The 14,622-nt window shown below is 60.8% G+C and carries 15 protein-coding genes; 12 read left to right on the top strand and 3 right to left on the bottom strand.

Features of this window, described 5'->3' with window-relative positions:
- Positions 1 to 114 precede the first annotated feature (114 nt).
- Positions 115 to 2,430: a TonB-dependent receptor gene (locus AC07V4_RS05085; protein WP_492637714.1), complete on the top strand. Its 2,316-nt coding sequence runs from the start codon at positions 115 to 117 to the stop codon at positions 2,428 to 2,430.
- Here AC07V4_RS05085 and AC07V4_RS05080 read toward each other — a convergent pair.
- The gene (locus tag AC07V4_RS05080; protein WP_492637713.1) at positions 2,401 to 3,588 is read right to left on the bottom strand and encodes a CynX/NimT family MFS transporter; all 1,188 of its coding nucleotides are present in this window, start codon (positions 3,586 to 3,588) and stop codon (positions 2,401 to 2,403) included. The two genes, AC07V4_RS05085 and AC07V4_RS05080, sit on opposite strands and share 30 nt — an antisense overlap.
- Entirely contained in the window at positions 3,575 to 4,036 is a 462-nt protein-coding gene (locus tag AC07V4_RS05075; RefSeq protein ID WP_492637712.1) for a nucleoside deaminase, read from the bottom strand. Before AC07V4_RS05075 ends, AC07V4_RS05080 begins: the two co-directional genes overlap by 14 nt.
- Before the next feature lie 106 nt (positions 4,037 to 4,142).
- Here AC07V4_RS05075 and AC07V4_RS05070 point away from each other — a divergent pair, with 106 nt between their 5' ends.
- The 11 genes from AC07V4_RS05070 to AC07V4_RS05020 all read left to right on the top strand — a co-directional run bounded on the left by AC07V4_RS05070 (position 4,143) and on the right by AC07V4_RS05020 (position 13,301).
- A complete protein-coding gene (locus tag AC07V4_RS05070) occupies positions 4,143 to 4,994 on the top strand; it encodes a LysR family transcriptional regulator (protein WP_492637711.1) in 852 nt (283 codons plus the stop codon).
- Between the two features lie 240 nt (positions 4,995 to 5,234).
- Complete coding sequence (locus AC07V4_RS05065; protein WP_492637710.1) at positions 5,235 to 6,032, top strand: energy transducer TonB; 798 nt, start codon at positions 5,235 to 5,237, stop codon at positions 6,030 to 6,032.
- A 51-nt stretch (positions 6,033 to 6,083) separates the two neighbouring features.
- Complete coding sequence (locus AC07V4_RS05060) at positions 6,084 to 6,806, top strand: MotA/TolQ/ExbB proton channel family protein (protein ID WP_492637776.1); 723 nt, start codon at positions 6,084 to 6,086, stop codon at positions 6,804 to 6,806.
- A 1-nt stretch (position 6,807) separates the two neighbouring features.
- Positions 6,808 to 7,209, top strand: a complete 402-nt coding sequence (locus AC07V4_RS05055; protein ID WP_492637709.1) for an ExbD/TolR family protein — start codon at positions 6,808 to 6,810, stop codon at positions 7,207 to 7,209.
- A 299-nt stretch (positions 7,210 to 7,508) separates the two neighbouring features.
- A complete protein-coding gene (locus AC07V4_RS05050) occupies positions 7,509 to 8,090 on the top strand; it encodes an alpha/beta hydrolase (RefSeq protein WP_304628981.1) in 582 nt (193 codons plus the stop codon).
- Positions 8,091 to 8,139: 49 nt separating this feature from the next.
- Positions 8,140 to 9,063 carry a sigma 54-interacting transcriptional regulator gene (locus AC07V4_RS05045; RefSeq protein ID WP_492637708.1) on the top strand — a complete coding sequence of 308 codons (924 nt, stop codon included), beginning with the start codon at positions 8,140 to 8,142 and terminating at the stop codon, positions 9,061 to 9,063.
- Positions 9,064 to 9,189: 126 nt separating this feature from the next.
- Positions 9,190 to 9,972, top strand: coding sequence for a MetQ/NlpA family ABC transporter substrate-binding protein (locus tag AC07V4_RS05040; protein ID WP_431752234.1), 783 nt, complete (start codon positions 9,190 to 9,192; stop codon positions 9,970 to 9,972).
- Positions 9,973 to 10,371: 399 nt separating this feature from the next.
- On the top strand, positions 10,372 to 11,037 hold the full coding sequence (locus tag AC07V4_RS05035) for an amino acid ABC transporter permease (RefSeq protein WP_003187615.1): 666 nt from the start codon (positions 10,372 to 10,374) through the stop codon (positions 11,035 to 11,037).
- Positions 11,018 to 11,677, top strand: a complete 660-nt coding sequence (locus AC07V4_RS05030; RefSeq protein ID WP_431752773.1) for an amino acid ABC transporter permease — start codon at positions 11,018 to 11,020, stop codon at positions 11,675 to 11,677. Before AC07V4_RS05035 ends, AC07V4_RS05030 begins: the two co-directional genes overlap by 20 nt.
- The gene (locus AC07V4_RS05025) at positions 11,674 to 12,450 is read left to right on the top strand and encodes an amino acid ABC transporter ATP-binding protein (protein WP_492637707.1); all 777 of its coding nucleotides are present in this window, start codon (positions 11,674 to 11,676) and stop codon (positions 12,448 to 12,450) included. Before AC07V4_RS05030 ends, AC07V4_RS05025 begins: the two co-directional genes overlap by 4 nt.
- On the top strand, positions 12,447 to 13,301 hold the full coding sequence (locus AC07V4_RS05020; RefSeq protein WP_492637706.1) for a transporter substrate-binding domain-containing protein: 855 nt from the start codon (positions 12,447 to 12,449) through the stop codon (positions 13,299 to 13,301). The genes AC07V4_RS05025 and AC07V4_RS05020 overlap by 4 nt, the downstream gene beginning before the upstream one ends.
- A gap of 98 nt (positions 13,302 to 13,399) precedes the next feature.
- On the opposite strand, the gene AC07V4_RS05015 is transcribed toward AC07V4_RS05020, so the two are convergent.
- Positions 13,400 to 14,560 carry an AAA family ATPase gene (locus AC07V4_RS05015; protein WP_492637705.1) on the bottom strand — a complete coding sequence of 387 codons (1,161 nt, stop codon included), beginning with the start codon at positions 14,558 to 14,560 and terminating at the stop codon, positions 13,400 to 13,402.
- Between the last annotated feature and the right edge of the window lie 62 nt (positions 14,561 to 14,622).

The raw sequence follows: 14,622 nt of genomic DNA, 5'->3' as shown, positions 1-14,622 counted from the left end.
TCCGGTCGACTCCTTATAAAGGCAATCTCTTATGCAGTAAATGTTCGTAAAAACATAAATAAATAACCTTTAGGAATATTCATTGAAGGATATTGCTGGGTTCCGGAGCCGCTTATGAGTCTGTTGAAGTCCTTGCCCATGGCCATGTTATTGGCCGGCAGCACCAGTTGGTCGCCGACCCAGGCCGCCGAAACACCCGCGCCGGCAGGCAAGGGCGAGAGCGCCAGCGGCCAATTGGAGACCGTCACCGTGACAGCTCGGCGGCGTACCGAAAGCGCCCAGGAAGTGCCGACGCCCATGAGCGTGATCGGCGGCCAGGCCCTGGAGAGTCAGCGGGTGTACCGGATTCAGGATCTGCAGCAACTGGTGCCCAGCGTCAACGTCGCTTATATGCACGCGCGCCAGTCCAGCGTGTCGATCCGTGGGTTGGGCAACAACCCGGCCAGCGACGGTCTGGAAGGCAGCGTGGGGTTGTACATCGACAACGTGTATCTGGGGCGGCCAGGTATGGCGGTGTTCGATCTGATGGACATCGAGCAGCTTGAAGTGTTGCGCGGCCCTCAGGGCACTTTGTTCGGCAAGAACACCACGGCGGGGGTGATCAACATCAGCACCCGCGCGCCGAGCTTCACCCCGGAGCGCAGTATCGAAACCTCGTTGGGCGAGGATGGTTACTTCCAGACCAAGGGCACGATCTCTGGCCCGCTGAGCGATGATCTGGCCGGGCGCTTTTCGGCTTACCGCACGCGCAGCGACGGCGATATCAAAAACGAATACGACGGCCACGACCTCAATGGGGGGGCACGCCAGGGCTTTCGCGGGCAGTTGCTGTACAAGCCTAGCGACACGTTCAACCTGCGCTGGATCGGCGATTACAACGAGGAAGACTCCAGTGCCGGCACCCGTGTGCTGTACAACACCGGGCCGACCATCAATGGCACCAACCTCTACCAATCCAGGGCCGCTGCGGCGGGCGCGACACTGGTGGATGGCACCCATCGCAAGGTCAACCTGGACAGTGACCAGCACGTCACTGTGTTCCAGGGCGGCACGTCGCTGGAGGCCAACTGGACGTTGCCGAGTGACTTCACGCTGACATCGGTCAGCGCCTATCGCTGGTGGAATTTCACCCCGCGCAACGATGACGGGCTCAACGTGCCGGCCGCGTACAACGCCGGTGTGTCGGTGGAAGATAAACAGTGGTCCCAGGAGTTCCGCCTGGCCTCGCCCACGGGTGGTTTCTTCGACTATGTGCTGGGCGCTTACTACTTTGGGTCTGACCTGGATAACAAATCCTTCGCCTATTACGGGCCCAAGGCGGATATCTGGAATGGTACGCCCACCGGCGCCTTGAACAATGTCAGCAGCGTCGGCAACGGGCATATCCGTACCGACAGTTTCGCGTTGTTCGCCCAGGGCACCTGGCATCTGACGGAGCGCCTGGATTTCACCGCCGGTTTGCGCGGCACCTATGAGGAGAAAAGCGCCTGGGTCACGCGCAATGCACCCCTGGGTGGCGCTGCGGTGACGGGCGCGGCTGCCACGGCGCGGCGCGGGCGCACGGGGGCGTATGACTCGGGCGACCTTAACCAGTACAGCGCCACGCCGTCGGGGCTGTTGAACCTCAGTTACCACTTCAATGAAAACCTGTTGGGCTACGCGACGCTGTCCCATGGCGAGAAGTCCGGTGGGGTCAACCTGGCCGTGGGCTCTGCGCCAACGGCCGGGGCCGACTCCCTGCTGATCGGCACCGAGCGCGCCAACAACGCCGAGCTGGGTTTCAAGAGCACGCTGTGGGATCGCCGCCTGCAACTCAACGCCAACCTGTTCTGGACTCAGGTCAACGGCTATCAGACCAACGCCTACGATCAGGACAACCGCGTGCAGTACCTGACCAACGCCGGTTCCGTGCGCTCGCGAGGCGTCGAGGTGGAAAGCACCCTGGTGCCGATCAAGGGCTTGACGCTGAACCTCAACGGCTCGTTCAACGATGTGAGTTACCTGTCTTACAAGGACGCGCCGTGCCCGCCGGAAGTCAGCTTGCGCCCTGGTGCACCGGCGTCCTGCGACCTCACGGGGCATCAAGTGGTCGGGGCGTCGAAGTGGATTGCCAACGCCAACGGCGAGTACAAGTGGAACCTGGCTAACGGCTTCGAACCCTACGTGACCGCCAGCTATGCGTTCCGCTCCAAGGCGGTGGGCACTGTGGAAGACTCCGACTATGGGCAGATTCCGGCTTATGCCGTGGTCAACCTGTCCACTGGCCTGCGCGGTAACTACCAGCAGGGGCAGTGGGACGTGTCGTTGTGGCTGAAAAACGCCTTCGACAAAACCTACTACACCACGCTGTGGACGGGCGGTAACGGTGGCTATGAAGGCTTGCTGGGCACACCGCGCACCTTAGGCGTGACCGGGCGCTACGACTTCTGACCCCGTGCGATAGGTGGCCGGGCTGAATACCCGCGTCACCACCAGCATCGTCAGCACCATGACGACCAGCACCACCCAGGCGCTGATAAAGGTGCCGGTGAGCTCACGCAGCCAGCCGGTCAGCCAGGGCGAAATTGCGTTGATCAAAAAGCCCACGCCTTGTACGAACGCCGCCAGTTGCCCGGCCTGGCGTGGGTCGCGGTGGTGGTCGAGGGTCAGCAGCAGGCTCAAGGCGAAGCAGGCACCCAGGCCGAAGCCGATCAGCGCCATCCACACATGGGGGAACTGTTGCGGCGCCATCAGCAAGCCAAGGTAGCCCACGGTCTGCGCCAGCAGGCTGATACCGAGCAGGGGGCGACGGTCAATACCACGCTGTGCCAATACCGGCATCAGCAGCGCGGCGATCACTTGGAAGATGGTCATGAATGCCAGCAACGAACCGCTGGGCAACACGCCCCAGCCCAGTTGCTGGTAGTACGCCGGCAGCCACGCCACCATGCTCATGTAGCCGCAATTGACCAAGCCGAAATACAGCGCCAACAACCATGCTCGGCGATTGCGCAGGCCTTTGAAGGCGGGGATCACCTTGGCGCTTCTGGCCGCACCCAACGGCGCAAATGCCCACAGCAATAGCGCCGCCATGGCGGGCAGCAACCAGATTCCAAGGCCTGCCTGCCACTGTTGAAAGTGCGTGGCCACCACCGGGCTCAGCAGGGCAGCCAACCCGCCTCCGGCCATCAGCGACGCTGAATACACGCCCATCGCCACCGGCACACGGTGGTGGAACTCGCGCTTGATCATCGCCGGCACCAACGCCTGGATCAGCGCCACTCCGGCCCCCCCCAGCAACGCCGTGACCAGCAGCGCCGACGCCTGGCCCATCAGCCAGCGCACCAGGCAGGCCAGCAGAATCATCATCAAGCCCAGGGCTATGCCGCGCCGTTCACCCAGGCGTGCTTCCACGCGCACGCCTACCAGCGCCACCAGGCCCATGCAGATCACCGGCAGGCTGGTGAGCAAAGCGCTGCTCTGGAAGCTCAAGCCGGTGGCCTGGCGAATCTCCCCGAGCAACGGGCTGATAGAACTGAGGAGTGGCCGCAGGTTCAGGCCCAGCACGACCAGCAGGCCCCAACCGGCGAGGGATTTATTCAGGGGCATGCAGGGTTTTCCAGTGTTGGTACAGCGCGATCATGGCGGCATTGGGCAGGTGTTGGATCGGCAGGCGCTGCTCGTCCAGGGGCAAGCCGACCTGTTGCCCAATGGCCGCCGTCGATAAACCGAACGGTTCGGCCATGGCGTTACTGGCGGCGAACACCACGCGCTCGACGCCGCACAGGTACATGGCGCTCAGGCACATCGGGCAGGGCTGGCCGCTGGCGTAGATCACGCAGCCTTGCAGGCGTGTGCCGAGTTGGCGGCTGGCAGCGCGGATCGCCAGCAGTTCTGCGTGGGCGGTGGGGTCCTGGGTCAGGTGGATTTCATTCACGGCCTCCACCAGGACTTCACCGTTGTACGTCAGCACGGCACCAAACGGGCGGCCGCCTTGGGCCACATTGGCCTGGGCCAAGGTGACAGCGCGTTGCAGGTGGTGTTGATCGGTGCTCATGAACGTCCCTCTGGGCAGGATGGAGGGTGAAGTATGGTCAGCCATCTTGGTATTCTGAAATTAAATATAACCATGCCAATCAGTGGCAAATGGAATGGTGACGCCCATGTTCGATCCTGTGTTGTTGCGCAGTTTTGTCGCCGTGGTGGATTGCGGCAATTTCACCCGCGCCGCCGAGCGCCTGCATTTGACCCAATCCACCGTGAGCCAGCAAATCCGCCGTCTGGAAGAGGCCGTGGCGTGCCAGTTGCTCGACCGCGACCAGCGCCGAGTGGTCGCCACCGCCGAGGGTGAGCGGCTGCTGGCGTATGCGCGGCGCATTCTCGCCTTGCATGAAGAAGCCGCTGATGTGCTGGTCAACCAGCAAAGCGACGGCGTGTTGCGCCTTGGGGTGCCGGAGGATTTTGCCGCCGAACGCTTGATGCCGCTGCTCTCGGCCTTTGTGGTGGCTTATCCCCGGGTGCGCTTGGAAGTCACCAGCGGCCTCGGTCCCGAATTGCAGCGCCAGTACCGGGGTGGTGAGTTTGATGTGCTGTTGGTCAAGCAGATGGGCGACAGTGATGACTGCCTGGTGTCATGGCCGGAGCCCTTGTGCTGGGTCGACAGCCGCAGCACCCCGTCCCTGGGACGCGACCCACTGCCACTGGTGGCGTTTCCAGTGGGTGGGTTGTATCGCAATGAAATGCTCCAGCACCTGGAAGTGGGCGGCTGGCGCTGGCGCATCGGCTATTCCAGCGCGAGCTTGGCCAGCGTGTGCTCCGCAGTGGCGGCGGGGTTGGGGATCAGCCTGTTGCCGCGCCGGGTGGTGCAGCCTGGGCATGTGGTGCTCGGCGAAGACAGCGGTTTACCGGCGGTACAGGGCGTGCGACTGGCGCTGTATGGTCGCAGTGGCTTGGGGGCGGCAGGGCAGACACTGCAGCGCCAATTGCTCGATTTATGCGCAAACAGCCCCGTCTGAAGCATGCCTTTGTTGAATATTTTGTATGCCTGAAAAGCATTGAAAAACAGCGGCCTCAGCCCAGGCCACGGCGGGCGCGGCTTTGGCGTTTCAGGATGCTTCGTTTATTCAATTTAGATCTATGTATAACTTCAAAGATTACTTTAAGAGATAAGCGTCTGGCCCCGATGATTCAGCCCTCGACGGCCGCTCAGGCAGGCCTGTCGGTTTTTTTGTGTGAAAACCGTAGGGAGTGAATCAATGGGCAATGTCCAGACCGCCGCCAGTGCACACGAGGCGCAATGGCGCCAGGCACCGGGTGGTGAGTTGGTCGACCTTGGCCGGCCGCACCGCGCGCCGTTGGGGCAACTGCGGTTGCAGAAGACTCCGAAGCGTTTTTCGAGTCGCCGCGAAGGGGTTTTGCTGGGGCTGCTGGTGTTGGCCTTGCACGGTGCGGTGATTTACTGGGTAAGCCAGAAGCCCACGCCGGTGTTGCCGATCGTGCCGCCGGAAATCCCGCCGATGACCATCGAATTTTCCCAGCCGGCACCGCCGGTGGTTGAACCGCCACCGCCTGTGCCGCCACCCCCACCGCCGCCTGTGGTCGAGCCACCACCACCGGTGGTGGATGAGTTGGCGGCCAAGCCCGCGCCGCCAAAACCGATCCCAAAGCCCAAGCCGAAGCCCGCGCCGAAAGCGGTCGAGCAACCACCTGCACCGCCGACGCCTGCGCCACCGGCTCCGGCCGCACCGGTTGCAGCGCCGTCGCCAGCACCGGTTACACCGGCCTCGGCGAACGCCGCGTACTTGAAGAATCCGGCGCCGGAGTATCCGTCACTGGCCCAGCGTCGTGGTTGGGAAGGCACGGTGTTGTTGCGGGTGCATGTGCTGGCCAGCGGCAAGCCGGGTGAGATTCAGATCCAGAAAAGCAGCGGTCGCCAGCAACTCGATGACGCCGCACTGGCGGCGGTGAAGCGTTGGAGCTTTGTACCGGCCAAGCAGGGCGATGTGGCCCAGGACGGCTGGGTCAGCGTACCGATCGATTTCAAGATTCACTAACTATTCGGCAGCGGTGTGTTGGACACGCCGCAACCTGTACAGAGGGAAAACATCATGGCATTAGCATCTCCACTTGAATCCATCGAAAGCGCGGTGATCTGGCTGCTGGTGGTCTTTTCGGTCGCTACTTGGGGGCTGGCGTTGCTGAAGGGCGTGCAGTTCGGTCGCCTCAAGGCCCAGGATCGCAAGTTCCACAAGCAGTTCTGGGCGGCGTCGAGTCTCGATTCCGCCGCTGAACTGGCCGAAACCCAGCCCGGCGCGACGGCCCGTGTGGCCCAGGCCGGTTATGCGGCGATTCAGGTCGGCGAAGCACCCCATGCGGCCGACCTGAGCCAGGCGATCAATCATCAAGACCGCCTTGAACGCGCCCTACGCCAACAGATCGTACGTGAGCGGCGCTCCCTGGAAACCGGCCTGGCCGTGGTTGCCAGTATCGGCAGCACCTCGCCGTTCATCGGCCTGTTCGGCACCGTATGGGGGATCATGGAAGCGCTCAAAGGCATCAGCGCGGCTGGTTCCGCCAGCCTGGAAACCGTGGCCGGCCCGATTGGTGCGGCGCTGGTCGCCACGGGGGTGGGGATCGCTGTCGCCGTGCCGGCCGTGCTGGTCTACAACTACTTCCTGCGCCGCCTGAAGCTGACGGCTGCCGACCTGGATGACTTTGCCCACGACTTCTACAGCCTGGCCCAGAAGAATTCTTTCCGCGTACTGCTGCATCCGACGCTGACCAAAAGCGCAGCCGGCAACCCGCAAAAAGTGAAGGAGGCGTCCTGAGATGGCTTTCTCCACGCAAGACAGTGATGAGGTGCTGAGCGAGATTAACGTCACGCCGTTGGTGGACGTGATGCTGGTTCTACTGGTGGTGTTTATCGTCACCGCACCGCTTTTGACCAACTCGATTCCGATCAACCTGCCCAAGACCCAGGCCGTGGCCCCGGTGGAACAGAGAGACCCGCTGGTGGTGAGCATCGACGGCGCGGGCAAGTTGTTTATCAACAAGGACGAAATCCAGCCGGACCTGCTGGAATTCAACCTGCAGGCGGCCAAGGCCAAGGACCCCGATGTGCGGGTGCAACTGCAGGCTGATGATGGTGTGAACTACGGCGAAGTGGCGCGAGCCATGGCGTCTATCGAGCGTGCGGGGATTACCAAGCTGTCGGTGATTACTGCCCGTTAGTTGCAAAAGCCTCGACAATTTTTTGGCCGTTTCCTTGGCAGGGTGCGGCCTTTTTTTTGCGATTCAAATCCCAACCTGGAATGCGATCAATGTGGGAGGGAGCTTGCCCCCGATTGCGGTCTATCAGTCAGCACACTTGTGGCTGACCCACCGCCATCGGGGGCAAGCCCAGCTCCCACATTAGATCTTTGTGAGGTTTGGTTTTTTGGTTATTAATAAATAGCTTCTTATTCCTTAACGAATATAAACCCCATCCCTATACTGTTCAGCAACGTTAAACGCTGCAGGAGGGCGCACCCATGCACAGCGAGTCGATTCGTTATCTGATCGTGCCGGGCTGGCAAGGATCGCCAGAAGATCATTGGCAGAGTCATTGGCAGAACAGCCTGCCCAACAGTGCACGGGTGGAGCAGGCCGATTGGCTGACACCCCGTCGCGAAGACTGGGTGGCGGCGCTGGCCGAGGCGATCGCCGCCGACAGCACGCCGGTGATTCTCATCGCCCATAGCCTGGGTTGCATCACCGTCGCCCATTGGGCTGCCACGGCACCCTTGCATTTTCTACGTCAGGTGCGCGGTGCCTTGCTGGTGGCTCCGGCCGATGTCGAACGCCCGGCCTGTGCCCCCGCACTGCGCAACTTTGCACCGATACCCACTGACCTGCTGCCGTTTCCCAGCCAAGTGGTCAGCTCCGACAACGACAGCGCCGTCAGCGCCCCTCGGGCCTTGGAGCTGGCACGCAATTGGGGCGCCGAAGCCGGCATTTTGTCGGGGGCCGGCCATATCAATGTGAAGTCCGGCCACCAGCGGTGGGAGCAGGGTTTTGCCTACCTCTATCGCCTGCAAAGTCGCCTCGAACATCACGCCCGGCGCACTGCCTGATATTTTTTCAACGCCCCGTCCCTGAGCGGATTGGGGGCGGGAGCCTGCCATGAGTCATGAAACCTTCGGCCAGCCATTGCTGACCTTCCCCGATTCCGAAAAAAGCCCGCTGAGCATCCGCGCCAAGGCGCTGGTGTTTGTCGACCCGCGTTCGCGACAACTGCGCGAAGAGCTGGAAAGCCTCGCGCCGCGTGCCTTGCCCGTGTTGATTCGCGGCGAGACCGGCAGTGGTAAGGAGCTGCTGGCGCGGCATATCCACCGTGGTAGTGATCGCACCGGGTTGTTCGTCTCGGTCAATTGCGGCGCCATCAGCCCCACCTACGCCGATGCCGAGCTGTTCGGCTACGCTGCCGGCAGTCACAGTGGCGCGGCCAGCAGCCGCGCCGGCTGGTTTGGTTCGGCCAATGGCGGCACTTTATACCTGGATGAAATCGGCGACTTGCCGTTGCCGATCCAGGTGAAACTGCTCGCTGCTCTGGAAAACCACGAAGTCACTCGCGTCGGTGCCCATCAGCCCAGCCCGGTGGATGTACGCCTGGTGGCCGCGACGAGCATCGACCTGGCCCAGGCCGTGGCGGCCGGCAAGTTCCACGAGCGCCTGTTCCATTACTTGAGCGAAGGCCAACTCGACTTGCCGGCCTTGCGCGAGCGTGTCGGTGACATCCTGCCCCTGGCTGAATATTTCCTGGGCATCTACAGCCAGCGTCTGGATCTGCCAGTGCCGTTGATCAGCGACGCGGCTCAGCGGGTGCTGGAACACCACAGCTGGCCGGGCAATACCCGTGAGCTGGAAAACGTCATTCACTTCGCGCTGCTGGTGAGCAGTGGAGATGAGATCTTGCCCGAGCATTTGAACCTGCCGCTGGTGGGCTCGCCGCTGGAACAGGTGCAACGAATTTTCAAGAGCGCCACACCGGCCGAGCGGGAAAGCTTGCGTCTATTCCTGTATGAACAAAATGGAATATCAACGTGAATAAAAGATATTGTTCGGGAATAAAAAATCTAGGTATTGTCCATCCCACGCCGCGATAGCACTTCGCTGGCACACCATATAAAAACGGTCGTCAGAGACGCCCCGGAATTTCGATAAGGACACTGCATGAAAAAGGTTCTGTTGTTTACCGCACTGGCGGCTGCCCTGACTGCAAGCTTGGCCCAGGCCAACGAGAAACTGGTGGTCGCTGCGACCCCGATCCCGCACGCCGAAATCCTTGAGCTGGTCAAACCGACCTTGGCCAAAGAAGGCGTGGACCTGGACATCAAAGTCTTCACCGACTACGTACAACCGAACGTGCAGGTGGCCGAGAAGCGTCTCGACGCCAACTACTTCCAGACCCTGCCGTACCTGGAAAACTTCAACAAGGGTAAGGGCACCAACCTGATTACCGTGGTCGGCGTGCACGTTGAACCCTTCGGCGGCTACTCGAAGAAGATCACCAAGATTGAAGACCTGAAAGACGGTGCCACCGTGGCCATCCCGAACGAAGGCTCCAACAGTGGCCGCGCCCTCTTGCTGTTGCAGAAGGCCGGTGTGATCACCCTGAAAGACCCGAACAACGCCCTGGCCACGCCAAAAGACATCGCCAGCAACCCGAAACACCTGAAGTTCAAAGAGCTGGAGTCGGCCCTGCTGCCACGCGTACTGGACCAGGTTGACCTGGACCTGATCAACACCAACTACGCCCTGGAAGCTGGCCTGAACCCAGCCAAGGACGCGCTGATCATCGAAGACGCCAAGTCGCCGTACGTGAACTTCCTGGTCGCGCGCCCGGACAACAAGGACAGCGATGCCATCCAGAAACTGGCCAAGGCCTTGACCAGCCCGGAAGTCAAAGCCTTCATCGAGAAGAAATACAACGGCGCTGTAGTGCCTGCGTTCTGATGTAAGCCAAACCCCCTTCAAGGTTTGAACACAATCAAAATGTGGGAGGGGGCAAGCCCCTCCCACATTTGATCTTCATCTCACACTGAATTTGCAGTGTTTCAGAGATCGCGGCTGTCAATAGCCCTGCGCAACGCCACCAACCACTTCACCAACTCTTGCGGATCCATCGGTTTCGCTTCGTTCATGGTTCGATCCCTCGAATCTTTCGACCCCAAGACCATAGCTGCCACTGGCTGAACCCGCGAACCCGGCGGTTATCTTTTTGGGTGATATCAATATGCTATTTGAGTATTTAAATTTTACTTTTTATACCTTTAAAGTTCGCGCTACCCGACGTTACCCACGTCGATATGGATTGCGCTTGCCGCATTACCCTTGCGGCGTCATGGACTCACGATGACCTTCGATTTCGCTTTTATCCTCAGCACCTTGCCGGCGTTTCTGAAAGCCGTGGGGGTGACGCTGCAAGTGGGCTTGATCGCCATTGCCACCTCCCTGCTGGTGGCGCTGATCAATGCGGCGCTGCTGGTGTTTCGCACGCCGTACCTATCGCGCCTGGTAGCGTTGTATGTGGAGCTGGCGCGTAATACGCCGTTGTTGATCCAACTGTTTTTCGTCTACTTCGCGCTGCCGGCCCTGGGCTTCAACATCTCCGGGTTCTGGGCGGCAATTATCACCATGACTTTCCTCGGCGGCGCCTACCTCACCGAAGTACTGCGTGCGGGTGTGGAAGCGGTGCCGCTGGCGCAGATCGAGTCGGGCAAGTCCATCGGCTTGTCCGACTGGCAACTGCTGCGCCATGTGATTCTGCCCCAGGCCGGCATCCTCAGCCTGCCGGCGTTGTTCGCCAATTTCATCTTCCTGCTCAAGGAGACCACGGTGGTGTCCGCCGTGGCGGTGCCGGAGATTCTCTACACCACCAAGAGCTACATCGCGCTCTACTACAAGACCTACGAAATGCTCGCCGTGCTCACGCTGATCTGCGTGCTGTTGTTCTTGCCACTGTCGCTGCTGCTCAGCCGCCTGGAAAGGAGGCTCCAGCATGGCCAGTTCGGGTCTTGAGTTGTTGTGGGTGTCGTTGCCGCAACTGGGCCAGGGCGCTGCGCAAACTTTGTCGATTTCCTTCTTGAGCATCGCGTTCAGCACTGTCGGCGGCGTGCTGTATGGCGTGCTGCGCACGTTGAATAACACAGTGGTCAACACCGTGTTGCGGGTTTACCTGGAGCTGTTTCGGGCGATTCCAGTGTTGGTGTGGCTTTACCTGCTGTTCTTTGGCCTGCCGATTTTCTTTGGTTTGAGTATTCCAAGCTTTTGGTGCGCGGTGCTGGTGCTGTCGTTGTGGGGCGCCAGTGAAGTGGGTGAAGTGGTACGCGGCGCACTGCATTCGCTGCCCCGTGGCCAGCGTGAGGCGGGGTTGTCGATTGGCCTGTCCGATCCGCAGTTGTACGGCTACGTGCTGCTGCCCCAGGCACTCAAGCGTATGACACCGCCGACGATCAACGTCTACACGCGGATCATCAAGACCAGTTCCCTGGCGGTGCTGATCGGCGTGGTGGACGTGATCAAGGTCGGCCAGCAAATCATCGAACGCACCTACGAGTCAGTGCTGATCTACGGCGTGCTGTTCCTGTTTTTCTTCTTTATCTGCTACCCGTTGTCGGCCGCCTCCAAGGTGCTGGAACGGCGCTGGGCCCAAGCATGAGTGCATTGATCGAGTTCCAGGGTTTCAACAAATTCTTCGGCGAACAGCAGGTGCTCAAGGGCATCGACCTGAGCGTGCAAAGCGGCGAAGTGGTGGTGATCCTCGGCCCCAGCGGCTGTGGCAAAAGCACCTTGCTGCGGTGCCTGAACGGCTTGGAAGTGGCCCAAGGTGGCAGCCTGCGTTTTGCCGGCAAGGAGTTGCTGGATAAATCGACCGACTGGCGTCAGGTACGTCAAGAGATCGGCATGGTCTTCCAGAGCTACCACCTGTTCCCGCACATGAACGTGCTCGACAACATCCTGCTCGGACCGCTGAAGGTGCAAAAGCGCGAGCCCCGCGAAGCCCGCGACCAGGCGGAAAAACTGCTGGAGCGAGTGGGCCTGGCTGACAAGCGCGATGCCTTCCCGCGCCAGCTCTCTGGTGGCCAGCAGCAACGCATCGCCATCGTCCGCTCGTTGTGCATGAACCCCCAGGTCATGTTGTTTGATGAGGTCACCGCCGCCCTCGACCCGGAAATGGTCAAGGAAGTGCTGGAAGTGATCCAGGGCTTGGCCCGCGATGGCATGACCCTGCTGATCGTCACCCACGAAATGGCCTTCGCCCGCGCCGTCGCCGACCGCGTGGTGTTCATGGAGGCCGGTCGCATCCTCGAACACAACACCCCCGAGGCATTCTTTACGAACCCGCAGACCGCACGCGCGCAGCAGTTCCTGGAGAAGTTCTCCTTTGTTTCAACACTGCCCAAGAAAACCAAGGAACTGGAGCTGATATGAAAAAATTACTGCTTCCACTGTTTGCCGTCGCACTGCTGGCCGGTTGCGATAAAAAGGCCGAAGAGCCTGCAAAACCTGTCGCGGTTGCTGCGAGCGCTATCGACAAGATCAAGGCGCGGGACAAGCTGATCGTCGGCGTGTTCACCGACAAGCCGCCGTTCGGCTTTGTGAATGAGGCCGGTCGCTACGTCGGTTTCGATACCGACATCGGCCGTCAATTCGCCAAGGATCTGCTGGGCGATGAAAACAAAGTCGAATTCGTCGCCGTGGAGCCGGCCAGCCGTATTCCGTTCCTGCAAAGCGACAAGGTCGACCTGATCCTCGCCAACATGACCGTGACGCCGGAGCGCAAGGAAGCGGTGGACTTCACCAACCCCAACCTGAAAGTCGCCGTGCAGGCGCTGGTGCCTAACGACAGTTCCGTAAAAAGCCTGAATGACCTGGCCACCCGCACCACCATTGTCACCACCGGCACGACCGCCGATATCTGGCTGACCAAGAATCACCCGGATTGGAAACTGCTCAAGTTCGAGAAAAACTCCGAGTCGCTGCAAGCGCTGTCCGCTGGCCGTGGCGATGCCTATGCCCAGGACAACCTGGTGCTGTTCAGCTGGGCCAAGCAGAACCCGGGCTACCGCGTGCTGGAAGAAAAATTGGGCGATGAAGCACCGATTGCACCTGCGGTGAAAAAGGGCAATACCGAGCTGCGCGATTGGGTGAATGCCGAGTTGGCGAAGCTGGGGGAAGAGAAGTTTTTGCTCAAGCTGTACGACCAATATGTGCGTAAAGAGCTGAGCGACGACACCAAGCCTGAGAGCGTCATTGTTGAAGGCGGCAAGTGGCAGGGTTGATTTTGCGCTGACTGATCTACCGCTATCGCAGGCAAGCCAGCTCCCACATTTGAATGTATTCACAGATCAAAATGTGGGAGGGGGCTTCCAGTCACAACCTATTCGGGCCAATGCCAAGCCGGTGCATCCAAAATCCCCTGCCCGACGATTCGGGTCTCCCCCAACACCTTCTCCAACACAATCGAATTGCACCCCTCATCCTGCTGCAACGCCGCAATCAAACGGCTGGCATGGGACACCACCCACACCTGGCACTTCTGGGACGCCTGGGTAATCAGGCGCGCCAACGCCGGCAGCAAGTCCGGGTGCAGGCTGGTTTCCGGTTCGTTCAATACCATCATGGTCGGCGGCCGTGGCGTGAGCAGCGCCGCGATCAGCAGTAAGTAACGCAAAGTCCCGTCCGATAGCTCCGCCGCCGACAATGGCCGCAGCAAACCTTCCTGATAAAACTCGATTGCAAAGCGCCCGCCTTGCAACGGCTGGATGTTCAGGCGCGCCCCGGGAAACGCATCGCTGACTGCGCGCTGCAACGCTTCGGGGTCGCCGATTTCGCGGATGGTCTGCAACGCCGCCGCCAGATCCCGCCCATCGTGGTGCAGCACCGGCGTGCGCGTACCCAGTTGGGGCTGGCGTACGGGGGCATCCATGTCGCTGCGGAAGTGATCATAAAAACGCCAGCCACGAATGCTTTCGCGCAACAGCAACACCTCTGGCGAGCCGCGCAGGCTGCCGACCTGATCGAAGAGGCTGTGGTAGTTCGGCGTGTGCTGGGCCAGCACATCCCAGGCGCGGCCCTCGCGCGCCCGCACCATCGGCCCGGAACGCTGCACCAGCAGGCTGGCCGGACGGTAGATGTGGCCGGCCCAGATGCATTCCTTCTTGACCTCGGGGTCGAGGGAGAAAAAAGACTCGCTCGGTTCAGGCAACCCCAGGGAGATGGCATAGCTGAAATCCTCCCCGGCAAACCCCAGGCGCAAGCGTTTCACGCCTTGGCGCACAGTGGACTCGATCGGCACCTCGCCGTTGTGCATGCGTCGGCTGATGCTTTCCGGCCCGGCCCAAAAAGTCGAGTCCAACCCGCCCTCACGGGCCAGTGCGTTGATCACCCCGCCCTGGGCTGTTTCGGCTAGCAGGCGCAGGGCGCGGTACAAATTGGACTTGCCGCTGCCATTGGGGCCGGTGACCAGGTTGAGCCGGTCCAGGGGCACCACCAATTTGTTGATCGAGCGGTAATTGGCTACCGCGAGGGTCTTGAGCATAGGGATTCGGTCGGTATGGGAACCATTGGAGTATGGGAGCCTCCATGCAGATAAGGAACCCT

The sequence above is a fragment of the Pseudomonas sp. GW821-FHT03A09 genome (assembly GCF_059421065.1).
This window is presented reverse-complemented; position numbering and strand designations above follow the sequence as displayed.